The sequence below is a fragment of the Staphylococcus sp. NRL 16/872 genome (genome assembly GCF_022815905.2).
Taxonomy (GTDB): domain Bacteria; phylum Bacillota; class Bacilli; order Staphylococcales; family Staphylococcaceae; genus Staphylococcus.
The window spans coordinates 1890433-1916531 of sequence record NZ_CP119327.1 but is presented as its reverse complement, the minus strand read 5'-3'; the positions used below and the strand labels follow the sequence as shown (position 1 = coordinate 1916531).

General features: G+C 33.4%; 22 protein-coding genes. 17 read left to right on the top strand and 5 right to left on the bottom strand.

The window, feature by feature from the left end:
* The first annotated feature begins 155 nt into the window (after window positions 1–155).
* Both MT340_RS09555 and MT340_RS09550 read left to right on the top strand, forming a co-directional pair.
* Entirely contained in the window at window positions 156–1067 is a 912-nt protein-coding gene (locus tag MT340_RS09555; RefSeq protein WP_243589743.1) for a fumarylacetoacetate hydrolase family protein, read from the top strand.
* A gap of 121 nt (window positions 1068–1188) precedes the next feature.
* Window positions 1189–1590 carry a YisL family protein gene (locus tag MT340_RS09550; protein ID WP_243589742.1) on the top strand — a complete coding sequence of 134 codons (402 nt, stop codon included), beginning with the start codon at window positions 1189–1191 and terminating at the stop codon, window positions 1588–1590.
* Window positions 1591–1675: 85 nt separating this feature from the next.
* Here MT340_RS09550 and MT340_RS09545 read toward each other — a convergent pair whose 3' ends face one another.
* Both MT340_RS09545 and MT340_RS09540 read right to left on the bottom strand, forming a co-directional pair.
* Window positions 1676–3001 (bottom strand): CoA-disulfide reductase, encoded by a 1326-nt coding sequence (locus tag MT340_RS09545; protein ID WP_243589741.1) that lies wholly within the window; start codon window positions 2999–3001, stop codon window positions 1676–1678.
* A 267-nt stretch (window positions 3002–3268) separates the two neighbouring features.
* A complete protein-coding gene (locus tag MT340_RS09540; protein WP_243589740.1) occupies window positions 3269–4093 on the bottom strand; it encodes a Cof-type HAD-IIB family hydrolase in 825 nt (274 codons plus the stop codon).
* Between the two features lie 119 nt (window positions 4094–4212).
* Between MT340_RS09540 and MT340_RS09535 the strand changes: the two genes are divergently transcribed.
* From MT340_RS09535 to clpB, 3 genes are all read left to right on the top strand, one after another.
* Window positions 4213–4521 carry a metal-sulfur cluster assembly factor gene (locus MT340_RS09535; protein WP_011276244.1) on the top strand — a complete coding sequence of 103 codons (309 nt, stop codon included), beginning with the start codon at window positions 4213–4215 and terminating at the stop codon, window positions 4519–4521.
* 418 nt (window positions 4522–4939) lie between these two features.
* On the top strand, window positions 4940–6766 hold the full coding sequence (locus MT340_RS09530; RefSeq protein ID WP_243603823.1) for an acyltransferase family protein: 1827 nt from the start codon (window positions 4940–4942) through the stop codon (window positions 6764–6766).
* 328 nt (window positions 6767–7094) lie between these two features.
* Window positions 7095–9704 carry an ATP-dependent chaperone ClpB gene (gene clpB / locus MT340_RS09525; RefSeq protein WP_243603822.1) on the top strand — a complete coding sequence of 870 codons (2610 nt, stop codon included), beginning with the start codon at window positions 7095–7097 and terminating at the stop codon, window positions 9702–9704.
* A gap of 219 nt (window positions 9705–9923) precedes the next feature.
* Here clpB and MT340_RS09520 read toward each other — a convergent pair whose 3' ends face one another.
* Window positions 9924–10124 carry a YjzD family protein gene (locus tag MT340_RS09520; protein ID WP_243589737.1) on the bottom strand — a complete coding sequence of 67 codons (201 nt, stop codon included), beginning with the start codon at window positions 10122–10124 and terminating at the stop codon, window positions 9924–9926.
* A gap of 227 nt (window positions 10125–10351) precedes the next feature.
* Here MT340_RS09520 and MT340_RS09515 point away from each other — a divergent pair, with 227 nt between their 5' ends.
* The gene (locus tag MT340_RS09515) at window positions 10352–11293 is read left to right on the top strand and encodes a beta-ketoacyl-ACP synthase III (protein ID WP_243589736.1); all 942 of its coding nucleotides are present in this window, start codon (window positions 10352–10354) and stop codon (window positions 11291–11293) included.
* A gap of 13 nt (window positions 11294–11306) precedes the next feature.
* Window positions 11307–12551 (top strand): beta-ketoacyl-ACP synthase II, encoded by a 1245-nt coding sequence (fabF, locus tag MT340_RS09510; protein WP_243603821.1) that lies wholly within the window; start codon window positions 11307–11309, stop codon window positions 12549–12551.
* Between the two features lie 76 nt (window positions 12552–12627).
* Here the strand turns inward: fabF and MT340_RS09505 are convergent, their stop codons facing one another.
* Complete coding sequence (locus MT340_RS09505) at window positions 12628–13005, bottom strand: DUF3899 domain-containing protein (RefSeq protein WP_243603820.1); 378 nt, start codon at window positions 13003–13005, stop codon at window positions 12628–12630.
* Window positions 13006–13252: 247 nt separating this feature from the next.
* On the opposite strand from MT340_RS09505, the gene opp3b reads away from it, so the two are divergent.
* The 10 genes from opp3b (at window position 13253) to opp4C (ending at window position 24947) form a co-directional block, all read left to right on the top strand.
* Window positions 13253–14179, top strand: a complete 927-nt coding sequence (opp3b, locus tag MT340_RS09500) for an oligopeptide ABC transporter permease (RefSeq protein ID WP_243589734.1) — start codon at window positions 13253–13255, stop codon at window positions 14177–14179.
* On the top strand, window positions 14176–15246 hold the full coding sequence (opp3C, locus tag MT340_RS09495) for an oligopeptide ABC transporter permease (RefSeq protein ID WP_481906664.1): 1071 nt from the start codon (window positions 14176–14178) through the stop codon (window positions 15244–15246). The genes opp3b and opp3C overlap by 4 nt, the downstream gene beginning before the upstream one ends.
* A gap of 17 nt (window positions 15247–15263) precedes the next feature.
* Complete coding sequence (locus MT340_RS09490) at window positions 15264–16346, top strand: ABC transporter ATP-binding protein (protein ID WP_242238977.1); 1083 nt, start codon at window positions 15264–15266, stop codon at window positions 16344–16346.
* Entirely contained in the window at window positions 16336–17280 is a 945-nt protein-coding gene (locus MT340_RS09485) for an ABC transporter ATP-binding protein (RefSeq protein WP_243603819.1), read from the top strand. The genes MT340_RS09490 and MT340_RS09485 overlap by 11 nt, the downstream gene beginning before the upstream one ends.
* Window positions 17281–17307: 27 nt before the next feature.
* Window positions 17308–18978: a peptide ABC transporter substrate-binding protein gene (locus MT340_RS09480; protein WP_243589731.1), complete on the top strand. Its 1671-nt coding sequence runs from the start codon at window positions 17308–17310 to the stop codon at window positions 18976–18978.
* Between the two features lie 180 nt (window positions 18979–19158).
* Complete coding sequence (opp4A, locus tag MT340_RS09475; RefSeq protein WP_243589730.1) at window positions 19159–20871, top strand: oligopeptide ABC transporter substrate-binding protein; 1713 nt, start codon at window positions 19159–19161, stop codon at window positions 20869–20871.
* Window positions 20872–21095: 224 nt separating this feature from the next.
* Window positions 21096–22067, top strand: coding sequence for an ABC transporter ATP-binding protein (locus MT340_RS09470; RefSeq protein ID WP_243603818.1), 972 nt, complete (start codon window positions 21096–21098; stop codon window positions 22065–22067).
* A gap of 13 nt (window positions 22068–22080) precedes the next feature.
* Window positions 22081–23055 (top strand): ABC transporter ATP-binding protein, encoded by a 975-nt coding sequence (locus MT340_RS09465; protein ID WP_243603817.1) that lies wholly within the window; start codon window positions 22081–22083, stop codon window positions 23053–23055.
* On the top strand, window positions 23052–24014 hold the full coding sequence (opp4B, locus tag MT340_RS09460; protein ID WP_243589729.1) for an oligopeptide ABC transporter permease: 963 nt from the start codon (window positions 23052–23054) through the stop codon (window positions 24012–24014). The genes MT340_RS09465 and opp4B overlap by 4 nt, the downstream gene beginning before the upstream one ends.
* A gap of 21 nt (window positions 24015–24035) precedes the next feature.
* On the top strand, window positions 24036–24947 hold the full coding sequence (gene opp4C / locus MT340_RS09455) for an oligopeptide ABC transporter permease (protein ID WP_243603816.1): 912 nt from the start codon (window positions 24036–24038) through the stop codon (window positions 24945–24947).
* Window positions 24948–25009: 62 nt separating this feature from the next.
* On the opposite strand, the gene trpS is transcribed toward opp4C, so the two are convergent.
* The gene (trpS, locus tag MT340_RS09450; protein WP_243589728.1) at window positions 25010–25999 is read right to left on the bottom strand and encodes a tryptophan--tRNA ligase; all 990 of its coding nucleotides are present in this window, start codon (window positions 25997–25999) and stop codon (window positions 25010–25012) included.
* Window positions 26000–26099 lie beyond the last annotated feature (100 nt).

The following is a 26099-nucleotide window of genomic DNA, read 5'->3' as shown; positions in this document are numbered from 1 at the left end:
GATATGTATTATCTAAATGGATAAATGAGTTCATATTACTTTAAAAAAAGAATTGAATATGCTAAATTTCTAAAATTTCAGACAGATATATTTGTGATTTAATTATGTTTAAAGTTATAATATGAACTAAGATATAGATGAGGAGTTGATAATGAATGAAGTTCTTATCATTCAAGTATAATGACGCTGAATCATATGGCGTTAAAGTTAAGCGTGAAGACGCAGTATGGGATTTAAAACAAGTTTTCGCTGAATTTGGTGAAGGTGATTTCCATCCGAAAACATTGTTAGAAGGTTTACAACAAAACCAAACGTTAGATTTCCAAGAAGAAGTACGTAAAGCTGTTGTTGCTGCTGAAGATAGTGGTAAAGCAGATAACTACAAGATTGCGTTTAACGATGTTGAATTCTTACCTCCCGTTACGCCTCCAAATAATGTTATTGCATTTGGCCGTAATTATAAAGATCATGCAAGTGAATTAAATCATGAAGTTGAGCGCTTATATGTATTTACGAAAGCCGCTTCATCATTAACTGGTGACGAAGCAACAATTCCAAATCATAAAGATATCACAGACCAATTAGACTACGAGGGCGAACTTGGTATTGTAATTGGTAAAGCCGGAGAGAAAATTCCGAAAGCTTTAGCGCTTGATTATATTTACGGTTATACAATCATTAATGATATTACTGATCGTACTGCGCAACAAGCACAAGACCAAGCATTCTTATCTAAAAGTTTAACTGGTGGTTGCCCAATGGGACCTTACATCGTAACTAAAGATGAACTTCCAACACCAGAAAATGTTAACATCGTGACTAAAGTTAACAATGAAATTCGTCAAGATGGCAATACAAGCCAAATGATTACTAAAATTGATGATTTAATTGAAGAAATTTCTAAATATGTTGCTTTACATCCAGGTGATATTATTGCTACTGGTACGCCAGCTGGTGTAGGTGCAGGATTACAACCACCTCAATTCTTACAACCTGGAGATGAAGTTAAAGTTACAATCGATAATATCGGTACGTTAACAACGTATATTGCTAAAGATAGCGAATAATATATTATTCTATAACCTCTGAAAGGTCGCCCTAATGGCGACCTTTTTTAATTACAAGAATGCTATCAATATATGTTATGATATTGAGGTAAAATTAATAATAAGTATGGGGGGATTTGTCTTGTTACATATGCATATTTTAAGTTGGGTATTAACAATTGTGTTATATGTTATTGCATTTTTACATATTTCTAAAAAACAAGGTCCGACACCAATGTTTAAACCAATACAAATGGCATTAAGAGTATTTATGTTACTCACATTGTTTTCAGGTTTCTGGCTCTTAATTCAAGAGTTTATGGCAGCGAGCCATGGCGAGGGTGGCAATCATATGTTGCTAACGTTAAAAATGCTTTGTGGTCTTGGCGTCGTAGCTTTAATGGAAGTTTCGATTGCTAAAAGAAAAAAAGGCGAAGCAAGTCATGGTTTATTCTGGTCAACAATTGTGTTAATCATTATAACAATGGTATTAGGTGTTATTTTACCATGGGGACCATTAACTAAGATGTTTGGTTTAGGGTAATTTTAAAAAATAAATAATATAAAAACTCGAAGTCACTAGATAGTCCTTAACAGGAGTGGTATCTCATGGCTTCGAGTTTTTATTTTTATTTAATATCGCGAGCTTTATAACCAATCATATTGATTAAATCTTTAGGATGACTATACGGTGGGGCATAAGCTACTTCAAATTCTGTAAGTTCATCTACAGTAACGCCCGTCATCATCGCCATAGATAAAATATCTATACGTTTATCTGCACCTTTTTTACCTATGGCAGCTGCACGTAATAATTGTCTATTCTCTTTATTAAAATAAACGCGTAAATGCAATACGCTATTCCCTGGGTAATAACCTGCATGAGCACCACTCTTTAACTCAACCATTCTATAGTTAAAGTTATCTAATTCTGAAGGCGTTACTCCAACACTAGCGAAAGTATAGCCAAAGAATTTCACAATATTTGCGCCAAGGTAACCTTTAAACGTAATGTCTTTATGACCAGCGAGTTGTTCTGCAATTATGCTTGCACCTCGATGCGCACCCCAGGCTAATGGTACTTGTGCTGATAAATCTACATGACGATAATGAGATGTGATTGCATCACCTAGAGCATAAATATTAGAAATATTCGTTTCAAATTTATCATTTACTGGAATAAATCCTTTGTCATCTAACTCGACATTTGATGAGTTCAAGAACTTGGTATTAGGGTGGGTACCCACGCCTTCGATAATTAAATCATAATCTTCTTTTTTACCAGATTTAAAAGTTACTGTTTTACCTTCAATTGTTTCAATTTCTTCATTTAAACGATAAGAAATGTTGTTAGCTTCAAGTTCATCAAAAATAGGTTGGTTCATATCTTGATCCATTAATTTATTTACCTTTTCAGAGCGATGAATCAATGTCACATTTAAACCACGATGATGCAAATTCTCTACAACTTCTAAAGAAATATAACCTGCACCTACAACTAAGGCTTTTTTTACTTTATATTGTTTAATATAGTCATCGATTGCATCAGTATCTTCCATGTTACGCAATGTGAAGATCATGTCACTGTCGAATCCTAATCGATTTGCGCTCGCACCAGGACTTAAAATTAATTTGTCATATGATTCTTCAAATGTTTCGCCAGTTTGATGATTTAATACACTTACTATTTGCGCTTTATCATCTATACTAATTACTTCATGATACGTTTTCACAGTAATGTTTTTCTTATCTTTAAACTTTTCAGGCGTAAGAGGTAAGACATCCCCGCGTTCAGTTATAACGTTACCGATGTAGTAAGGCAGGCCACAATTTGCGAAACTCATGTCGCGGTCCTTTTCAAAAATAATAATGTCACTGTCTTCATCTAGTCGACGAATCTGGCTAGCACACGTTGCACCACCCGCCACAGCGCCGACAACAATTATCTTAGTCATATATAATCCTCCATTATCTATGTCATAAAAATAGTGAGGTTGAGACATAAAGAATTTATGCTCTGGGAAACCGATTAACGGCGTCCCAAAAGCAGGATTTTCGGCAGAGGGGCCCTCAGCACAGAGATTTTCAAAAAGAAAATCTACAAGCAAAGAAAGCTGGGGTTGCCGTCACAACTCGACAAAATTTGAGAAACAATTTTGCTCATTGTTCGGTTCTGCTCAAATCCTAAACGCTTTTGTCCCGACCTCACTCTCTATCAACGTTTATCCTTTATAAGGAATATTTAGTTCAAAGAAATCGTTGAGATAACGTCCAATACCATCTTCATTATTAGAATGCGTAATATGGTTGGCGATATGTTTTAAGTCATCTAAACCGTTATCCATAGCGATTCCATATTTAGCATATTTAATCATTTCGATATCATTATCTTCATCACCGAAAGCGATAATATGAGATGGGTCGATATTTAAATAGTCTTTCACATGATCGATCCCACGTGCTTTACTAATACCACGTTTCACGATTTCAATAACAGGAAATGGTGCGCCCCAACGACGGTGTTCAATATTCTCAGCATAGAAGCGAGTCAGCATTTGTTTGATACGTGGAATATTGACTTCTTCCGCCTCGACCAGAATAGAAGTAGGGGCTTCATCTAATTCTTCTAATAAATTACCCGTTTGAATTTTAGGATTTCCCATTGAAAAGCCTTCAAACAAACGTGGGTCATGGTTATTGATAAATACATGGTCACGTACTTCAGCGATAATGTTTGTCACATTGGCTTTTTGAAGTGCTTCAATCATGTGGCGAGATAAATCTACATCTAGCACTTCATGCGTTGTTTCAAAATCATCTGCTTTAGGATGGTGGACATAGGCTCCGTTGAAATTAACAATGGGCGTATCCATATTAAGCTCATGATAGTAAATTTGACTCGCGCGGTAAGGACGCCCAGTCGCAATCATGATACGATGTCCTTGTTTCTTCAATGTTGTCAAAACTTGTTTTGTATATGAACTAATTTCTTTATTATCATTTAATAATGTTCCATCTAAGTCTAAACAAATTAAATACGGTTCCATAAATTTCTCCTTGAGTAACATATCATCAAATTTCTTGTGTAGTTGTATCATAGCATTTTATTGGCGTTTTGTCGGATATTTGATATATTAAGGGAAGATAATATTGAGAGGTGATACTAATGGAAGAAGCATTAAAAGATAGTATCCTTGGTGCACTTGAAATGGTAATTGACCCTGAATTAGGTATTGATATTGTTAATTTAGGTTTAGTATACAAAGTGAATGTTGATGACGACGGTTTATGTACAGTCGAAATGACATTAACATCAATGGGTTGTCCGCTTGGACCACAAATTATTGAACAAATTAAAACTGTATTAGCAGAAATTCCTGAAATTCAAGATACAGAAGTTAATATCGTTTGGAATCCACCATGGAATAAAGATATGATGTCTAGATACGCTAAGATTGCTTTAGGCGTAGGCTAAATTTCTCTATTAAGCAATAGTACACATTAATGCTGTACTATTGCTTTTTATTTTTCTTAAAAAGGCAGAACCATATAGCAAACAAGTGAATAAAATAAATATCAATTTCAAAAAAGAACAAAATTAAAGGGTGACATTATTGTAATATAAATTGAATTGATTTCTATTTTATACTACTATATATAAGACTTATACCATAAGAGATACATATTTAATATCAAACTTCATATTGTGAATGAAGGCTCAGTCAACTAAGTATAAGATATTCGACAGTCTTTCAAATTTTTGTAAAGTTTACAATTAATCAATTTAACTGTTGTTAAAGATCATCGGCTTACGTTTTATCCTAACTTGCAGTGCTTTTAAATTTAATGAATTTATACGAAATTTATTATTTTATAGGGAAAGAATGAGAACAATGAAAGTAAAGTTAAACAAAAGTAAGGATCGTAAGACTAAAATGCGCTACATGCCTGGGTTAGATGGCTTAAGAGCCATCGCTGTTATTGGCATCATTATTTATCATCTTAATAGACAATGGCTTAAAGGTGGATTTTTAGGTGTAGATACATTCTTTGTAATTTCTGGTTATTTGATTACGAGTTTACTACTAAAAGAATACGAAGAGAACGGCATCATTAATCTTAAACGGTTCTGGATACGACGCATTAAACGTTTACTTCCGGCTGTGTTAGCACTTTTAATCGTGATCGGGTTAGCTACATTAATATTTGAACCACAACAAATTGTGCGAGTGAAACATGATATGTTTGCTGCATTATTTTATGTTTCAAATTGGTGGTATATTGCGAAAGATGTAAACTACTTTGAACAATTTTCATTTATGCCACTTAAACATCTATGGTCTCTTGCTATTGAAGAACAATTTTATTTATTTTTCCCATTTGTGTTAGTCATTTTATTGTTAACGATCAAAAAGTATAAAAATGTTACATTGATATTTTGGATTATATCGTTAATTTCTTTATTAGCGATGGTGATAATTTCACAACCAAACGTGGGATATTCTCGCGTTTACTTTGGTACAGATACGCGTTTACAAACGTTGTTACTTGGTGTGATATTAGCGTTTATGTGGCCACCTTTTAAATTAAAAGCAAAACCACCAGCTGTTCTACAACGTACTATAGACGGTGTAGGTGTAGTTGGTTTGGTCATATTAATCATATTATTCTTTACAGTAAGTGATAACAGTGCATGGATATACAATGGAGGATTCTACCTCATTTCAGGAGTAACGTTATTTATTATTGCAAGCGTAGTCCATCCGAGTACGATACTAGCAAAGTTTCTTAGTCATCCAGTGCTCGTTTATATTGGTAAACGCTCTTATAGTCTGTATTTATGGCATTTCGCGGTTATCAGTTTCGTACATATTCACTTTACAGATGGACAGATTCCGGCTTATATCTATATTATTGATATTATTTTAACTGTTTTATTTGCTGAATTATCTTACCGTTATGTAGAAACACCATTTAGAAGAGAGGGACTTAAAGCTTTCTCATTCAGTCGTTTACGACGATCTAAATTTATTAGAACTATCGTTATAACCATTTTAACGATTCCGTTATTATTAATATTTGCTGGTGCATTTGATCGTTTTGGAAAAGATGAAATTACAAACAAAGCGAATTCATTTAATACGAATGAAACAGACAAATATTTAGTGAGAATGATGCCAGGAGAAAATATTAAACTTGATGGCTCATCAACAAATAGTAAGAAAAAAGATCAAGTTTATACAAATATTAGTCCGTTATTAATTGGTGACTCAGTAATGGTGGATATTGGAGAAGCATTCAAATCTCAAGTTCCAAAAGCTACAATTGATGGTAAAGTTGGACGTCATTTACAAGAAGCGTTGACAATTGCTAATAACTATAAAAATTATAATAAACCTTCAGATCAAGTTGTCTTAGAACTTGGTACGAATGGTGACTTTACTAAAGAAGAGTTAGATCAATTGATTAGTAAATTTGGTAAAGCGCAAATTTATTTAGTCAATACTCGTGTACCAAGAGATTGGCAAGATAATGTGAATAAACAATTAGCTGATGCAGCTAAAAATCATAAAAATGTTACATTAGTGGATTGGTATAAACGTTCAGAAGGTCATTCAAACTACTTTGCTCCTGACGGCGTGCACCTAGAATATAATGGTGTGGAAGCACTATCTGATGAAATACTGAAAGCAATTAAGAAAAATACAAAAAATAAATAATTATGACAGGCCAGTTTAGTGAAATGATTCATTGAGCTGGTCTGATTTTTGTTTTCATTTAATGTGGCTAAGTTTGACTTTAAAGCTGAAAAGGTAAAGAAATGAATGTTTATATATAAGCATAATGTGATAAAACATGATGTGAAAGATGATAATGAAAACGTGTGAAACTTGTAGTGGCGCGCATTTTCAAAAAATAAAAAAAGCTGAGTATAAATGTTGCTTAATAGTCTAAGAGGGTCTATAATGTAATTAAGGTCAAAGAAAGTCAAAGTCAAAAAAGAAGTATTTGATCTTGCTCTTATTAAATAAGTAGGGGTGAATAAATTTGGATATTAATCAAATGACATATGCAATTCAAGGCGCATTACAAAAAGCGGTTGAATTGAGTAAAGAAAATGAATTACAAAATATTGAAATTGAAGCTATATTAAAAGGAACTTTAGAAGAAACTGATAGCTTATTTAAAAGCATATTAGAACGCGCAAATATAGATACTAATGAATTAAATCAAGCGTATACAAATAAATTAAAAAATTATCCTTCAGTACAAGGAGATAACATTCAATACGGACAATATATTGGTTCAAAAGCAAATGAATTATTAAATAAAGCTGAATCATATATGAAAGAATATGAAGATGAATATATCTCAATGGAACATATCTTACGTGCTGCAATGGATATTGACGATATTACAAAGCAATTTGTAGGTAATAAAGAAGAAGTTGTAAAAGAAATTATTACTAAAGTAAGAGGGGGAAATCATGTGACTTCACAAAATCCAGAAGTAAATTACGAAGCTTTAGAAAAATATGGTCGTGACTTAGTAGAAGAAGTACGCCAAGGTAAAATGGACCCTGTTATTGGTAGAGATGAAGAAATTCGTAATACAATTCGAATCTTAAGTCGTAAAACAAAAAACAACCCTGTATTAATTGGTGAACCAGGAGTAGGTAAAACTGCCATTGTTGAAGGTTTAGCGCAACGTATTGTACGTAAAGATGTGCCTGAATCTTTATTAGATAAAACAATCTTTGAATTAGACTTAAGTGCCTTAGTTGCTGGTGCGAAATTCAGAGGTGAATTCGAAGAGCGTCTTAAAGCAGTGCTTAAAGAAGTGAAAGAATCTGATGGACGTATCATCTTATTCATCGACGAAATCCACATGTTAGTTGGCGCTGGTAAGACAGACGGCGCAATGGATGCTGGCAACATGTTGAAACCAATGTTAGCACGTGGTGAATTACATTGTATCGGTGCTACTACTTTAAATGAATACAGAGAATATATTGAAAAAGACTCTGCATTAGAACGTCGTTTCCAAAAAGTAGGCGTAAGTGAACCAGATGTTGAAGATACTATTTCAATATTACGTGGTTTGAAAGAACGTTATGAAGTGTATCATGGTGTACGAATCCAAGACCGTGCCTTAGTAGCAGCAGCTGAATTATCAGATCGTTACATTACTGATAGATTCTTACCAGATAAAGCCATCGACTTGGTCGACCAAGCTTGTGCAACAATTCGTACTGAAATGGGTTCTAACCCAACTGAATTAGACCAAGTTAACCGACGTGTTATGCAATTAGAAATCGAAGAAAGTGCATTGAAAAATGAATCTGATAATGCAAGTAAACTTCGTTTAGAAGAATTACAAGAAGAACTTTCTAATGAAAAAGAAAAACAAGCTGCTCTACAATCTCGTGTAGAACAAGAAAAAGAAAAAATCGCGAAAGTACAAGAAAAACGTGCTGAATTAGACCGTAGTCGTCAAGCTTTAGAGGATGCTCAAACTGAAAGCAACTATGAAAAAGCAGCTGAATTACAATACGGTACAATTCCTCAATTAGAAAAAGAATTAAAAGAATTTGAGGAAGCATACCAAGACGAACAAGGCGACAGTGAACGTATGATTCGTGAAGTTGTTTCTGATGAAGAAATTGGCGATATTGTCAGTCAATGGACTGGTATTCCAGTATCTAAATTAGTTGAAACTGAAAGAGAAAAATTATTAAGCTTAAGTGACATCCTACACGAACGTGTAGTAGGTCAAGATAAAGCTGTAGATTTAGTATCAGATGCAGTGGTAAGAGCACGTGCAGGTATTAAGGACCCTAATAGACCAATTGGTAGCTTCCTATTCTTAGGACCAACTGGTGTAGGTAAAACTGAATTAGCTAAATCACTTGCTGCTTCATTATTCGATTCTGAAAAACATATGATTAGAATTGATATGAGTGAGTATATGGAGAAACACTCTGTTTCTAGATTAATTGGTGCCCCTCCAGGTTATGTAGGTCATGATGAAGGTGGTCAATTAACTGAAGCGGTAAGACGTAATCCTTATTCAGTTATTCTCTTAGATGAAGTTGAAAAAGCTCATAGTGATGTATTCAACGTATTACTTCAAATCCTAGACGAAGGTCGTTTAACTGACTCTAAAGGACGTAGCGTGGACTTTAAAAATACTATCATTATTATGACTAGTAATATTGGTTCACAAGTGTTACTTGAAAACGTTAAAGATAGTGGTGAAATTACTGAAGACACTGAAAAAGCTGTAATGGATAGCTTACATGCCTTCTTTAAACCAGAAATCTTAAACCGTATGGATGATATTGTATTATTCAAACCATTGTCTATTAACGATATGAGTATGATTGTTGATAAAATTTTAACTCAATTAAATATTCGCTTAATGGATCAACGTCTTTCTATTGAAGTATCTGATGATGCAAAAAAATGGTTGGGCGAAGAAGCGTACGAACCACAATTTGGTGCAAGACCATTGAAACGTTTCGTACAACGTCAAATTGAAACACCATTAGCACGTATGATGATTAGAGAAAGTTTACCAGAAGGTACTGTGATAAATGTTGATTTAGATGACAATCATGAATTAACTTTCGATGTGCAAAAACCTGAAAATGAATAATGATTTATGAGGAAAAACCTAGGGAGTGTGATGAGCACTTTCTAGGTTTTTTATTTTTTATGGGAATTCAATGTATTTCTGCATATTGTTGGGTTCGCTTGCCCTAGGCATAGCTTAAGCCAGGTAAGATATTTATTCATATATTTAATACAAAAAATACGGTTGATGGAACGTTAAAAGTTTCATCAACCGTATTTTTGAACTATTTAATAAGTATTATTAAATATGTCTGTTACCTTTACGGGCATAATCGTTTGGTTTAATCATAGCGCCTAAGATAGCAATCATAATTGTAATGAATACTGCTATAACGACTGGTGTAATATAGTTTGCTGAGCCGCCACCATTTAAACTGTTTAATACAAAGTTAACCATTTGCATTAAGATTAATGCCCAGATAAATGTGATGAGGTGTTTCATACAAATGACCTCCAAAATTTATATACTTTCATTTTAATGTAAAGTGTATTGTTTGTATAGTGTTAGTAGGTAAGTGTTGGAAATTGTTCTAAAATTTAGGCGTATTGTGATTTTTATTAATTTTCCTAAAAAGAAAGGCTAAAAAAGTGTAACTACTTGAGTTGAGAAGAAAAAATGTGTTAAATTAATACCTGGTATTAAAAAATGAAGTAAGAAGGTGTACGTTCATGAACGTAGGTATAAAAGGTTTCGGTGCATATGCGCCTGATAAAGTGGTAGACAACGCCTATTTCGAGGGGTTTTTAGAAACGTCAGATGAATGGATTTCTAAAATGACAGGCATTAAAGAAAGACGTTGGGCGAACGAAGACCAAGATACATCAGACTTAGCTTATGAAGCAAGTAAAAAAGCGATTGCGGACGCAGGTATTGAACCTACTGATATAGATATGATTATTGTTGCTACTGCAACGGGCGATATGCCATTTCCATCAGTAGCAAATATGTTACAAGAAAAACTAGGTACAGGCAAAGTGCCAACGATGGACCAATTAGCTGCTTGTTCTGGCTTTATGTATTCAATGATTACTGCTAAACAATATATTCATTCAGGTGATTATAAAAATATATTGGTTGTAGGGGCAGATAAATTATCTAAAATTACAGATTTAACTGACCGTTCTACTGCAGTCTTATTTGGTGATGGTGCTGGTGCTGTAGTCATCGGAGAAGTATCTGAAGGTCGAGGCATTATTAGCTATGAGATGGGATCAGATGGTTCGGGTGGTAAATACTTATATTTAGACAAAGATACTGGTAAACTAGTAATGAATGGACGTGAAGTATTTAAATTTGCCGTTAGAATAATGGGTAATGCTTCTACACGTGTAGTAGAAAAAGCTGGTTTACAGTCTGAAGATATTGATATGTTTATTCCACATCAAGCGAACATTAGAATTATGGAATCAGCACGAGAAAGATTGGGTATAGAAAGAGAAAAGATGAGTGTTTCTGTCAACCGATTTGGTAACACTTCTGCAGCTTCAATACCTTTAAGTATTCAACAAGAATTAGAAAATGGAAGAATTAAAGATGACGATACTTTAGTATTAGTAGGTTTCGGTGGTGGCCTAACTTGGGGCGCTATGGTTATCAAATGGGGTAAATAGGAGGATATAATGTATGACTGAGAATAAAAGAATTGTAATTACAGGCATGGGTGCATTATCACCTATCGGAAACGATGCCCATTCAAGTTGGGAGAATGCTTTAAAAGGTGTTAACGGTATTGATACGATTACACGTGTTGACACTGAAGACTATAATGTTCATTTAGCAGGTGAACTTAAAGATTTTAATATTGAAGATCATTTGGAGAAAAAAGAAGCACGCCGTATGGATCGTTTCACACAATACGCTGTAGTTGCTGCACGTCAAGCAGTGGAAGATGCTAAATTAACAATTAAAGAAGACAATGCGGATCGTATTGGTGTTTGGATTGGCTCAGGTATCGGTGGTATGGAAACATTTGAAGTCGCTCATACTACATTACAAAAGAAAGGCCCAAGAAGAGTAAGTCCTTTCTTCGTTCCTATGCTTATTCCTGACATGGCGACTGGCCAAGTCTCAATTGATTTAGGTGCAAAAGGACCAAATGGTTCTACTGTTACTGCATGTGCAACAGGTACGAACTCAATTGGTGAAGCATTTAAAATCATCCAACGTGGCGATGCAGATGCAATGATTACAGGTGGTACTGAAGCGCCTATTACACACATGGCATTAGCTGGCTTTAGTGCGAGTCGTGCTTTATCCACTAACGATGATAAAGAAACAGCTTGTCGTCCCTTCCAAGAAGGCCGTGATGGTTTAGTAATGGGTGAAGGTGCGGGTATCTTAGTTATTGAATCCCTAGAATCAGCACAAGCTCGTGGTGCTCAAATTTACGCTGAAATCGTAGGGTATGGTTCAACCGGTGATGCGTATCATATCACTGCACCAGCGCCAGAAGGTGAAGGTGGTTCCCGCGCAATGCAAGCTGCTTTAGATGATGCTGGCATTGAAGCGAAAGAGGTTCAATACTTAAATGCGCACGGTACTAGTACACCAGTAGGTGACATGTATGAAATTAAAGCGATTAAGAATACTTTCGGTGACGCTGCTAAAGACTTGAAAGTAAGCTCAACTAAGTCTATGACTGGTCATTTATTAGGGGCTACAGGTGGACTTGAAGCCATCTTCTCAGCATTATCTATTCGTGATTCTAAAGTGGCACCAACAATCCATGCTAATACGCCAGATCCAGAATGTGACTTAGATATTGTTCCTAATGAAGCTCAAGATTTAGAAATTACTTATGCTATGAGTAATAGTCTTGGCTTTGGTGGACATAATGCCGTATTAGTTTTTAAGAAATTCGAAGCGTAATACACTTATTTTTGAAAATGCAAGACCATGAACAACTCGATGAGTGTTCATGGTCTTTTTTGTGTGAGAAAGACATTTATAAAGTTAAGGAAATAATAATTGTAAGAATAAAATAAGCAACATTACTCATTAAAGCAGGTCCTATCCATGTAGAAACAAAATAGGTATCTTTTTTAGCTTGTTGAGGATTGAAAAAATCATCATATTCCATCATTTTCTTCTTAGCGCGTGAAGAAAGTTGATAACGAATCTTTCTAAAACCATAACTTGTCGCATCAAAAATACCTTCTTGAACTAGCAAAATAATGAATATGAGTATAAAGATAATAAAAGATATGTAAAACAGTGTATTTATAAATGAAATGAAAGAATGGTTAGTAAAAATAAACCATAGTATGACTGATAAAGTAGGAGTGATGAGTAGCCATATTATCCAGTTATTAAAATTCCTCATAGTCATACCTCCAGTTAACGATTTAATTTATTTTAACTTACTCCTAAAAGAATATAAATATAGAATTTTGCAAATAATTTTAATAAAACCTATGTGTTTATTAAAGATTATAAAAAATCATACTTTTATTAATGAAATGTAAAATAATATTGCAATTGTATGAAAATAGTATATATAATATTAATAAATATTTCTGAAAATTTCGAAGGGAATGTTAATTTAGAAAATTCAAAAAGGGGGATGCTTGATGACTAGATATATTTTGAAACGTTTGGGCTACATGTTTTTATCACTTTTCATTATTATTACTATTACATTTTTCTTAATGAAATTAATGCCTGGATCACCATTCAACGATGCGAAATTAAGCGCTGAACAAAAGGCGATTCTTAATGAAAAGTATGGTTTAAATGATCCAATAGCAGTGCAATATCTTCATTATTTGAAAAATGTCGTAACAGGGGACTTTGGATATTCGTTTCAATATCATAATCAACCGGTATGGGGGCTTATTAGACCAAGATTAATTCCATCAATGGAAATGGGGATTACCGCTATGGTTATAGGGGTCATTCTAGGTTTAATTCTAGGTGTAGCAGCAGCGACGAAACAAAACACTTGGGTAGACTATACAACAACTGTTATTTCAGTAATCGCTGTATCAGTACCTTCATTCGTATTAGCAGTACTTTTACAATATGTGTTCGCGGTACGTTTACGCTGGTTCCCAGTAGCAGGTTGGGAAGGATTTTCAACAGCAGTATTGCCTTCATTAGCTTTATCTGCTGGGGTAATGGCCACAGTTGCAAGGTATATTCGAGCAGAAATGATTGAAGTGTTAAGTTCAGATTACATATTACTAGCAAGAGCAAAAGGGAACTCTTCTTTGAGAATACTGTTTGGACATGCATTGAGAAATGCTTTAATACCAATAATTACCATTCTTGTACCAATGTTAGCGGGGATATTAACAGGTACACTAACAATTGAGAATATCTTCGGAGTGCCGGGTTTAGGGGATCAATTCGTTAGATCGATTACGACAAACGACTTCTCTGTCATTATGGCTACTACAATATTATTCAGTACGTTATTTATAGTATCTATTTTTATAGTCGATATTTTATACGGCATTATCGACCCACGAATTCGTGTGCAAGGAGGTAAAAAATAATGGTGAATAAAAATATTGATAAACCATTTGATGATCATTCAAATGCAGCAATGACACATACCTCTGAAGGAGCAGTATCTACTGGTTTTGTATTAAGAGAGATAGATTTAAATAAAGAGCCAGAAATGCAACGAGAAAGTAGAAACTTCTGGCAAGATGCTTGGACACAACTTAAAAGCAATAAATTAGCGTTAATAGGGATGATTGGTCTAATACTCATTATACTAATGGCACTCGTGGGGCCCTTAATAAGTAAACATGATTATGCTGAACAAAATGTTCAATATCGTAATCTACCGGCAAAGATACCTGTATTAGATAAAGTCCAATTTTTACCTTTTGATGGTATTGGAAGTGATGGGAAAAATGCTTATAAAGAAGTAGGAGCTAAAGATAATTATTGGTTTGGTACAGATCAACTGGGGCGTGATTTATGGACGAGAACATGGAAAGGTGCACAAATTTCATTGATTATCGGTGTAGTCGCTGCATTATTAGATATCTTCATTGGTGTCGTTTACGGTTCTATCTCAGGTTTCTTTGGGGGAAGAGTAGATAATATCATGCAACGTATTTTAGAAATTATCGCCTCAATTCCCAACCTAATTGTAGTAATTTTATTTGTACTCATTTTTGAACCGTCAATTTGGACGATCATTTTAGCCATGTCCATTACAGGATGGTTAGGAATGAGTAGGGTCGTTCGTGGTGAATTTTTAAAATTAAAAAATCAAGAATTTGTTATGGCATCAAGAACATTAGGTGCATCAAAATTCAACTTAATTTTCAAACACATTCTACCTAATACATTAGGGGCTATTGTAGTAACATCTATGTTTACTGTCCCAAGTGCGATTTTCTTCGAAGCATTCTTAAGCTTCATTGGAATTGGTGTTCCTGCACCAAAAACATCACTAGGTTCATTGGTTAATGATGGACGTGCAATGTTATTAATCCATCCACATGAATTATTTATTCCAGCAACAATTTTAAGTTTATTAATCTTATTTTTCTATCTATTTAGTGATGGTTTACGCGATGCATTTGACCCTAAAATGCGTAAATAAAAAAGGAGGCACACGTTATGTCAGAAAGAGTATTAGAAGTCAACGACTTGCATGTTTCCTTTGACATTACTGCAGGGGAAGTGCAAGCGGTTAGAGGCGTAGATTTTTATTTAAACAAAGGGGAAACATTAGCCATTGTAGGTGAATCAGGTTCAGGTAAGTCTGTAACTACAAAAGCAATCACAAAGTTATTCCAAGGAGATGCGGGTCGCATTAAAAAAGGTTCAATTGATTTTCTTGGAGAAGATTTAGCAAGTAAATCTGAAAAAGAATTAATTAAATTACGTGGAAAAGATATCTCAATGATATTCCAAGATCCAATGACATCACTCAATCCAACGATGCAAATTGGGAAGCAAGTAATGGAACCTTTAATTAAGCATCGTAATTATAGTAAAGCAGAAGCAAAAAAACGTGCATTGGAAATTTTAAACTTAGTTGGATTACCAAATGCTGAAAAACGTTTCAAAGCATATCCGCATCAATTCTCAGGTGGTCAAAGACAAAGAATTGTTATCGCAACAGCTTTAGCATGTGAACCTAAAGTGTTAATTGCAGATGAACCAACAACAGCATTGGATGTAACAATGCAGGCTCAAATTTTAGATTTAATGAAAGATTTGCAGAAAAAGATTGATACTTCAATCATCTTTATTACACATGACTTAGGTGTAGTAGCGAATATTGCTGATAGAGTAGCAGTAATGTATGGAGGACAAATGATTGAAACAGGGGATGTAGACGAAATTTTCTATGACCCTAAACATCCATATACTTGGGGACTTTTATCATCTATGCCAGATTTAACAACAAGTAATGAAACTGAATTAATCGCAATTCCAGGTACACCACCTGATTTATTACACCCACCTAAAGGAGATGCTTTTGCCAGAAGAAGTCAGTATGCATTGGATATTGATTTCAAAGAAGAAGCACCTTGGTTCAAAGTATCACCGACTCACTTTGTAAAATCATGGTTATTAGATGAACGTGCACCTAAAGTAGAACCACCAGCAATGGTTAAACAGAAACAACGTCATATGCCTAATAATTATGACAAACCACGTCAAGTAGAAAGGGTGTCGTTCAATGAAGAATAATAAAGAGACTTTATTACAAATAAAAAATTTAAAACAATACTTTAACGAAGGTAAGCGCAACGAAGTTAGAGCTATTGAAGACATTTCTTTCAACATATACAAAGGGGAAACATTAGGATTAGTGGGAGAATCTGGATGTGGTAAATCAACAACAGGGAAAGCAATTATTAAGCTGAATGATATTACTAGTGGAGAAATTTTATACGATGGTCAAGATATTCAAAAAATTTCAAAAAGAAAAGACTTATTAAAATTTAATAAAAAGATTCAAATGATATTCCAAGATCCTTATGCTTCATTAAATCCTAGACTAAAAGTAATGGATATTGTCGCAGAAGGTATTGATATTCATAAATTGGCAAGTAGTAAAAAAGATCGTAAACGTCGTGTTTATGACTTACTTGAAACGGTAGGTTTAAGTAAGGAGCATGCGAATAGATATCCACATGAATTTTCTGGTGGGCAACGTCAACGTATTGGTATTGCGCGTGCGTTAGCAGTAGAACCTGAATTTATTATTGCGGATGAGCCCATTTCAGCTCTAGACGTATCTATTCAAGCTCAAGTCGTTAATTTAATGTTGAAACTTCAGCGAGAAAGAGGTATTACGTTCTTATTTATTGCCCATGATTTATCGATGGTTAAATATATTTCTGACCGCATTGCAGTCATGCATTTTGGAAAAATTGTCGAATTAGGTTCAGCTGACGAAATTTATTATCATCCATTACATGATTATACAAAATCATTATTATCAGCGATTCCTCAACCTGACCCAGATAGTGAAAGAACGCGTAAACGCGTAGCTTATCAAGAAGATGAATCTAAAAATTCAGAGCGAAGACTTCAAGAAATAAGATCAGAACATTATGTATTTGTGACTGATGAAGAAGCGGCTCAATTAAAACAAGAACAACAAGCGCAAAGCGTTTAAAAATTGGGAAGGGAGGATGAATTTACGATGAAAAAGGTTAACTTTAAAGTGATACTAGGATTAATCGTTATGATACTCATTTTAAGTGCATGTAGTAAAAGTGGAGGACTATACGATGATAAAGGACAAACTTATAGAATAGCTACATCTTCAGATATTAATACACTGGATACAACACTGGCTACGGATACGGTATCATTTACAATTTATAATCAAGTGTTTGAAGGTTTATACACGCTTAACGGTAAGGATGAAGCGATACCAGGTGTAGCTAAAGGGGAACCTAAAAAAACGAATGGTGGTAAAACTTGGACAATTAAATTACGTAAAGACGCAAAATGGTCTAATGGAGACCCTGTAACTGCTCACGACTTTGTATTTGCTTGGCGTAAAGCAGTTGATCCAGCAACAGCTTCTGAATATGCTTACATAATGTATGACATTAAAAATGCTGAGGATATAAACTTAAAAAAACATGGTAAAAAGCCTAAGGACTTAGGGGTGAAAGCGTTAGATGATTATACTTTACAAATTGACTTAACGAAGCCAATTCCTTACTTCCAACAAATGTTAGCTTTTGGCACATTTTTGCCACAAAATGAAAAGGTAGTGAAGAAATACGGTAAATCTTATGGTACAACTGCCGATAAAACAGTTTATAATGGGCCATTTAAAATTAAAAAGTGGGCAGTGGAAGATAAAATTATGCTAACTAAAAATAATGATTATTGGGATAAAAAATCCGTTAAATTAGATAGAGTCAATTATAAAATATTAAAAGATGCTCAAGCAGGTGCTTCTTTATATGATACGGGTTCAGTTGATGTTGCAGGTATTACTTCTGAACAAGTTGATAAATATAAAGATAGCCCTGCACTTACTAAACGTTTATTAGCTTCAACAGCCTTTTTAAAAATGAATGAAAAACAACAACCTGAATTTAAAAATAAGGATATGAGATATGCGATTGCACAAGCGGTAAATAAAAAGGATTATGTTAATGAAGTATTAGGAACAGGGGCTAAACCGTTTGATAAATTTACAGCTAAAAAGACAGCTAAAATGCCTGATGGAAAAGATTATGCTGATACTGTAAAATCACCATTAAAATATAATCCTAAAGAAGCGAAAGAACATTTAGAAAAAGCTAAAAAAGCTTTAGGTAAAGATAAATTTACTTTCACATTAAATACAGAAGATACACCAGATTCTAAAATTTCTGCAGAATTTATTAAATCACAAATTGAAAAAAACCTACCAGGTGTAACGGTTAAAGTTAAACAATTGCCATTTAAGCAACGACTTCAAGCCGAACTAACAATGAATTACTCTATGTCATTATCAGTTTGGGGCCCAGATTACCCAGATCCACTAACATTCTTAGATACTATGACAACAGGTAATGCTCAAAACAATACTGGATGGAGCAATAAAGGCTATGATAATTTATTGAAAAAAGCCAATGGCGAATTATTACAAAAACCTGAAAAGCGATTTGAAGCAATGCGTAAAGCAGAAGAAATATTCTTGAACGATGCAGTCGTAGCACCGATTTATCAAAAAGGTGGAGCTTCACTAAGAAACCCACAAGTGAAAGGTATCGAATATCACCAAATTGGTGGAGATTACTCACTAAAACATGTTTATATTGATAAATCAATTGATCGAGAAACTGGTAAGAAAAAAGATGAAAATTAAATAATTTTAAAATTTGCCTTGAATACGAAATGTATTCAAGGTTTTTCATATTTATATCATTAGTATTTGAGATTTTATAAATATATAATTTTCTGAAAATTCTATAAAATTAGTTGTCTTTTTTAAATTTAGTAGTAAAATGAAACAAACATCATAGAATCTACAGGAGGATTGATATTAGTGAAAGGCATTGGTAAGTATTTAGTTCTTTTATTAGTAGCAGTATTAGTTTTGAGTGGATGTGGAAAAGGAAAGCAAGATGATAATTCGAAAGATGTCTCTAAAACTGAAACATCTAATCACAAAGGTGGCGTATTAAACGTAGGTTTAAATGCGGCACCTTCGGGAACATTAGCATCAGTATTAAGTTCAGATGCTACAGATGCATCGGTTGAAAATTATTATAATGAAGCATTAATTAAACTTGATAAAAATATGAAACCTAAACCATTTATTGCTTCATGGAAAGATATAGATCCAGGTAAGAAAATTAAGTTCACCCTTAAAAAAGGTATCAAATGGCAAGATGGTAATGAGCTAAAAATTGATGATTGGATTTATACTTTAAATGTTTTAGCAGATAAAGATTATCAAGGTAGTTATTTCCCTATTGTTGAAAATATCGAAGGTGCTAAAGAAAAGCATGAAGGTCAAGCCGATACAATTAGTGGATTGAAAAAATTAGATGACTATTCTATGGAAGTTACTTTTAAAGATAAAAAAGTAAACTATCTTGAAGGCTTTTATGGTGGAGCAATTTTAAGCAAAAAATATTTAAGTGATGTACCAGTTAAAGATTTAGCGAAATCAGATAAAATCAGAAAACATCCAATTGGTATTGGACCTTATAAAATAACAAAAGTAGTTCAAGGTGAAGCAGTGCAATTAGAGAAATTTAATGATTACTGGCAAGGTAAACCTGGTTTAGACAAAATTAATTTGAAAGTTATTGATCAAACACAAATTGTAAAAGCTATGAAAAATGGCGAAATTGATATGACTGATTCTACTACAGGTAGTATTGCTAAAGAAGCTAAAAAATCTGGAGATGGCAAACTTAAAGTCTTATCAACACCTGGTACTGATTATTCAGTCATTGGTTTTGTTTCTCATGATTATGATAAAGAGAAAAATAAAACTGGCGCTGAGCGTCCTAAATATAAAGAAAAAGAACTTAGACAAGCAATGTTATATGCAATTGATAGAAAAAAATGGATTAAAGCATTTTACCAAGGATATGGTAAAGAGTTAAATAGCTTTATCCCATCTATCCATTGGATTGCTGCTGATCAAAAAGACTTAAACAACTATAGTTACGATCCTGAAAAAGCTAAAAAAATGTTAGATAAATTAGGATATAAAGATAGAAATGGTGATGGCTTCAGAGAAGACCCTAATGGTAAACCATTTGAAATTAATTTAAAACATTATTCTGGTTCAAACCCTACATTCGAACCTAGAACTGCAGCAATTAAAGATTTCTGGGAAAAAGTAGGATTAAAAACTAATGTAAAAATGGTTGAGTTTGGTAAATATAATGATGACTTAGCTAGTGCTTCTAAAGATATGGAAGTTTATTTCAGAACATGGACTGGTGGTTCTGACCCAGACCCTTCTGATTTATACCATACTGATAGACCACAAAACGAAATGCGTACTACTGATAAAACATCAGATAAGTTATTAGATGAGGCGTTAGATTTCAATAAAGTTGGAAATAACGATAAAAAACGTAAACAAATCTATTTAGAATGGCAAAAACATACTAATGACGTTCTTCCAGCATTACCAATTGTTCAATTAGATACTATTACAGTAGTCAATGATAAAGTGAGAAATGTTGATATCAAAATAGGCTCAGATATGGATTTATATAAAGTAACTAAAGAATAAAAGATGAACCTCGACTTTAGTCGAGGTTTGAGCTTGTCGAAAAAGTAACTTAAATAATAGAAGACTGTCAGAAAACCCTTGTCAATCGAGGAAATGAAATGCGAAACGACGGGAGTTTACTACGCGTAAATGACCTAGGCACGCATAAGATGACGATGAGTGAAAGGGTTTGTCTACAGTCGGGAACCTCGACTTTAGTCGAGGTTTATTGATTGGAGCAAATTATGGATAGCTATTTATTAGAAATAAAAGATCTAGAAACATCAATTAAGATTGAAAACGAGTGGTATCCTACAATTGACCAAATTTCTTTCAAAATAAAAAGTAATGAAATATTAGGGATTGTAGGAGAATCAGGATGCGGTAAATCAATTTTAAATAAATCAATAGTTAAACTCTTACCTGAAAAAATATCTAAAATAACACAGGGGAAAATTATATTTAATGGCAAAGAATTACAAGATGCTAGTGAAAGTGAATACCGAAAAATTCGCGGTAAAGATATAGGAATGGTCTTTCAAGAGCCTATGACTGCATTAAATCCTGTGTTTAAAATTAAAAATCAATTGATTGAGCCTATTATTTTACACTTAAATAAAAGTAAAAAAGAGGCATATGATTTAGCCAGAGAATTATTACAACATGTAGGTATTGCACGAGTAGATGAGGTCCTTAATAGTTACCCTCACCAATTATCTGGAGGAATGCGACAAAGAGTCATGATTGCGATAGCAATTTCTTGTAATCCGAAATTGTTGATTGCCGATGAACCAACTACAGCTTTAGATGTAACGATACAAGCTCAAATTCTTGATTTATTAAAAAAATTACAACAAGAAAATGATATGTCGATTATTTTAGTGACGCATGACTTAAGTGTTGTATCGGAATTTTGTGATAAAGTCATCGTGATGTATGCTGGTCAAATAGTTGAGTATGGAGAATTACATCAAATTTTAAATCATCCTAAGCATCCTTATACACAAAAATTATTACGAACTATACCAAGACTAAATGAAGATGTAGAATATCTTGAAGTCATTGATGGTATGGTACCTAGTATAACTCAATTTAATAAAAATCAATGTCGTTTTGCTAATAGATGTGAAGTGAGAAGGGATATATGTAATCAACAAGAACCAAAACTTTTGAGAAAAGATGGTAGTCAAGTGCGCTGTCATCTATTTGATGAATAGAAGGGAATAAAATATGGATAACATCTTAGAAATACAGAATTTAAAAACCTATTATCCTATTAAATCTGGAGTTTTCCAACCTACCCAATATGTAAAAGCAGTAGATGATATTTCTTTTGCAATAAAAAAAGGTCAAACATTTGGTTTAGTAGGAGAATCAGGATGTGGTAAATCGACACTTGGCAAGTCTATCGTGCGCTTAGAAGATATAACATCTGGCGAAATTAAAATTAATGGTATTGATATTACTCAATTAAAAGGTAAAAAATTAAGAGAAGCACGTAAAAATTTTCAAATGATTTTTCAAGACCCATATGCTTCCTTAAATCCAATGCAAATGGTTGGGGATATAGTAGGAGAACCATTACAAAATTTCCATATGGTTAACAAAAAGAAACTAAAAGATGAAGTAATGTACTTATTGAACTGTGTAGGTATGAGTGAAGATAATTATTATAAGTATGCACATCAATTTTCAGGTGGACAACGCCAAAGAATTGGAATTGCTAGAGCACTTGCAATAAGACCTAAACTTATTGTAGCCGATGAACCTGTAAGCGCCTTAGATGTGTCAGTTCAATCTCAAGTATTAAATTTAATGAAAGATCTTCAAAAAGAATTTGATTTAAGTTATTTATTTATCGCTCATGATTTAAGTGTAGTGAAACATATTAGTGATGTGATAGGAGTAATGTACTTAGGTCATATGGTGGAAATTGCTGAAAGTACTGAATTGTATGAGCATCCTCAACATCCTTACACAAAAGCATTAATCTCTTCCATTCCACAATTTAATAAGACAAAGATAGATAGGATTGTTTTGAAAGGGGAATTACCTTCTCCAAGTAACCCTCCTAAAGGGTGTCCTTTCCATACAAGATGTCCAATCGCACAAGCGAAATGTCGCGAGGAAAGACCGAAATTAAAAGAAATTAAGCCTAATCATCATGTTGCATGTTTCTTTACTGAAAGGGTGAATAGCAAATGATAAAACTTATTTTAAAAAGATTTCTGTTAATGATTCCATTACTATTTTTAATATCTATTGTGGTATTTAGTTTGGCAATCATTCAACCAGGGGATCCTTTCAGTGGACAATATAACCCTCATGTTAAGCAAGAAGCAATTGAAGCTCAAAAAGAAAAGTTAGGTCTAAATGATTCAATACCGACTCAGTATGTGAGATGGATAGGAAATGTAGCACATGGTAATTTAGGTGAATCTATTAAGTATAAACGTCCAGTCATTGATTTGATTAGCGAACGTTTACCTAACACAATATTACTTGGCGCAGTATCTTTAATTATTACTTATATATTATCTTTTGTATTAGGAATTATTTCAGGAAGATATGCTTACTCTATAGGTGATTACACAATTCAAGTTTTTAACTATATAATGCTTGCTATACCTTCATTTATCGCAGGTGTATTCGCTATTTACATATTTGCGTTTCAAATTCCAATTTTTCCTTTTCAAGGATCAGTAAATATCAATCTTCAAGAAGGTAGCTTTGCTTATTATATGAGTAAGCTCTATCATACTTTGTTACCTGCGTTAACATTAGGGCTATTATCAACAGCAGGTTATATTCAATATTTAAGAAATGACATTATTGATAATGCCAATAAAGACTATGTTTTAACTGCTAAAGCAAAAGGTCTGTCAATGAATAAAATTTATAATAAACACATTTTACGTAACTCATTAATTCCAATTATTACTTTTTTAGGAGCAGATATTGTAAGCATTTTAGGTGGGGCAGTCATTACGGAAACTATTTTTTCATTTAATGGCATAGGTAAATTATTTTTAGAGTCTGTGACTGGCCAAGATTATCCATTAATGATGGCATTAACTTTATTCTTTTCATTTTTGGGCTTATTCGGAAATCTTATATCTGATATAACATATAGTTTTGTCGATCCTAGAATTCGTAGTAATTAAAATGAGAAGAGGTAAAAGTATATGAAGAAAAAACGACACAATAACTTAGAAACAGTAAAAAAAGCGTCTTCTCCTACTCGAATCGCTTTACAAAAGTTTGTTAAAAATAAAATTGCCATGGCTTCATTAATCTTTTTAATCTTAGTAGCCATCATTTCTATTATTGCACCGTTGTTAGCACCGTTACCAATTAATCAACAAGATTTGTTAAATATTAAAGGTGATATGACTTCGCAAAATATCTTAGGAACTGACTCAGGTGGTAGAGATAATTTCAGTAGATTACTATATGCAGGAAGGGTCTCGCTCACTATTGGATTGGTTTCAACTATTGGTATGTTGCTGATAGGAATAACAATCGGTGTAGTATCAGGGTACTTTGGAGGATTACTTGATACATTATTAATGAGAATTACTGAATTTGTAATGCTTTTTCCATTTTTAATTTTTGCTATCGTTTTAAATGCAGCATTAGGTGACAAAATAAAAAATCCATATGGTTCAGCTATTATATTAGTGGTTGTTATTATTGTTTTAAGTTGGGGAGGCATTGCTAGATTAGTACGAGGAAAAGTCATGCAAGAAAAAGAAAATGAATATTTCTTAGCAGCGAAATCAATAGGTACGCCTACCTACAAAATTATTTTGAAACATTTATTGCCTAATATTTTAAGTGTGGTCATTGTACAAGCTACGTTAACTTTTGCTGGAATGATAGTAGTGGAATCTGGTTTGAGTTTCTTAGGTTTTGGGATAAGTAAATCAATTCCTTCATGGGGGAACATGTTAAGTGATGCGCAAGAAGGGGACATCATCAGTTCTAAACCATGGATATGGATGCCACCTGCATTAATGATTATGTTTACGATATTAAGCATTAACTTTGTTGGTGAAGGACTTAAAGATGCTTTTAATCCTAAGGGTAGAAAATAATTTAGTATTAAAAATAAGGCTGAGACAAAATAAATTGTCTCAGCCTTATTTTTGGGTACTTATTATCTTTTACGTCCTAGTCCCATAGCACGTTCCATTTTTTTCAATGTTTTGAATGAAGCTTTTTGCGCTTTATCACGACCATGGTCTAAGATGTCATCTAATTTGTCTGAGTTATAAAATTCATTATATTTTTCTTGGAAATCAATTAAGAATTCTTTCACTACTTCTGATAAATCAGTTTTAAATTTACCATAGCCCTCATTTTCGTATTTAGCTTCTAAATCTTTAATAGATTCATTCGTTAAGCTTGAATAAATAGTTAATAAATTTGAAATACCAGGTTTATTGTCACGGTCAAATTTAATAATACCATCTGAGTCAGTTACAGCACTTTTGATTTTTTTAGCTGCGACATTTGGTTCATCTAATAATGAGATGAAGTTTTTTTGGTTATCATCACTTTTACTCATTTTTTTAGTAGGGTCTTGTAAACTCATTACGCGTCCACCAACTTTAGGCATGCGAATTTCTGGTTTAACTAATACATCGTTATAACGACTGTTAAAACGTTCTACTAAATTACGTGTTAATTCCATATGTTGTTTTTGGTCTTCTCCCACTGGCACAATATTGGTATTATAAATCACTATATCTGCAGCCATTAATGGAGGATATGTTAATAGACCTGCTGGGATACCGTCTGTACGTTTTTGAGCTTTATCTTTATATTGAGTCATACGTTCAAGTTCACCAACGCTTGAAATCGTAGTGAACATCCAACCAGCTTGTACATGCGCAGGGACTTCAGATTGAATGAACAATGTTGATTTATCTGGATCAATTCCTGACGCTAAATAAATTGCTGCGAGTTGACGTATTTGTTTACGCAATTTGATTTTATCTTGTGGTACGGTGATCGCGTGCTGATCCACAATACAGAAGAAGCAATCGTAATCATCTTGGACATCTGCAAATTGTTTTAATGCTCCAATATAATTACCGATTGTAGGGATACCACTGGGTTGAATTCCTGAAAATAATGTCTCCATATTTGATGCCTACTTTCTTTTAATAATTCATATTATCTAAATTATAACAGTATTTCTTAAAAATGTAAGTTATGTTAAAATATAACTACACATTGATTTT

Coding starts and splice junctions, on each gene's coding strand:
- MT340_RS09555 (WP_243589743.1), top strand. CDS start 156: ATGAAGTTCTTATCATTCAAGTATAATGACGCTGAATCATATGGCGTT.
- MT340_RS09545 (WP_243589741.1), bottom strand. CDS start 3,001: ATGACTAAGATAATTGTTGTCGGCGCTGTGGCGGGTGGTGCAACGTGT.
- MT340_RS09540 (WP_243589740.1), bottom strand. CDS start 4,093: ATGGAACCGTATTTAATTTGTTTAGACTTAGATGGAACATTATTAAAT.
- MT340_RS09535 (WP_011276244.1), top strand. CDS start 4,213: ATGGAAGAAGCATTAAAAGATAGTATCCTTGGTGCACTTGAAATGGTA.
- MT340_RS09530 (WP_243603823.1), top strand. CDS start 4,940: ATGAAAGTAAAGTTAAACAAAAGTAAGGATCGTAAGACTAAAATGCGC.
- MT340_RS09520 (WP_243589737.1), bottom strand. CDS start 10,124: ATGAAACACCTCATCACATTTATCTGGGCATTAATCTTAATGCAAATG.
- MT340_RS09515 (WP_243589736.1), top strand. CDS start 10,352: ATGAACGTAGGTATAAAAGGTTTCGGTGCATATGCGCCTGATAAAGTG.
- fabF (WP_243603821.1), top strand. CDS start 11,307: ATGACTGAGAATAAAAGAATTGTAATTACAGGCATGGGTGCATTATCA.
- MT340_RS09505 (WP_243603820.1), bottom strand. CDS start 13,005: ATGAGGAATTTTAATAACTGGATAATATGGCTACTCATCACTCCTACT.
- opp3b (WP_243589734.1), top strand. CDS start 13,253: ATGACTAGATATATTTTGAAACGTTTGGGCTACATGTTTTTATCACTT.
- MT340_RS09490 (WP_242238977.1), top strand. CDS start 15,264: ATGTCAGAAAGAGTATTAGAAGTCAACGACTTGCATGTTTCCTTTGAC.
- MT340_RS09485 (WP_243603819.1), top strand. CDS start 16,336: ATGAAGAATAATAAAGAGACTTTATTACAAATAAAAAATTTAAAACAA.
- MT340_RS09480 (WP_243589731.1), top strand. CDS start 17,308: ATGAAAAAGGTTAACTTTAAAGTGATACTAGGATTAATCGTTATGATA.
- MT340_RS09470 (WP_243603818.1), top strand. CDS start 21,096: ATGGATAGCTATTTATTAGAAATAAAAGATCTAGAAACATCAATTAAG.
- MT340_RS09465 (WP_243603817.1), top strand. CDS start 22,081: ATGGATAACATCTTAGAAATACAGAATTTAAAAACCTATTATCCTATT.
- opp4B (WP_243589729.1), top strand. CDS start 23,052: ATGATAAAACTTATTTTAAAAAGATTTCTGTTAATGATTCCATTACTA.
- opp4C (WP_243603816.1), top strand. CDS start 24,036: ATGAAGAAAAAACGACACAATAACTTAGAAACAGTAAAAAAAGCGTCT.
- trpS (WP_243589728.1), bottom strand. CDS start 25,999: ATGGAGACATTATTTTCAGGAATTCAACCCAGTGGTATCCCTACAATC.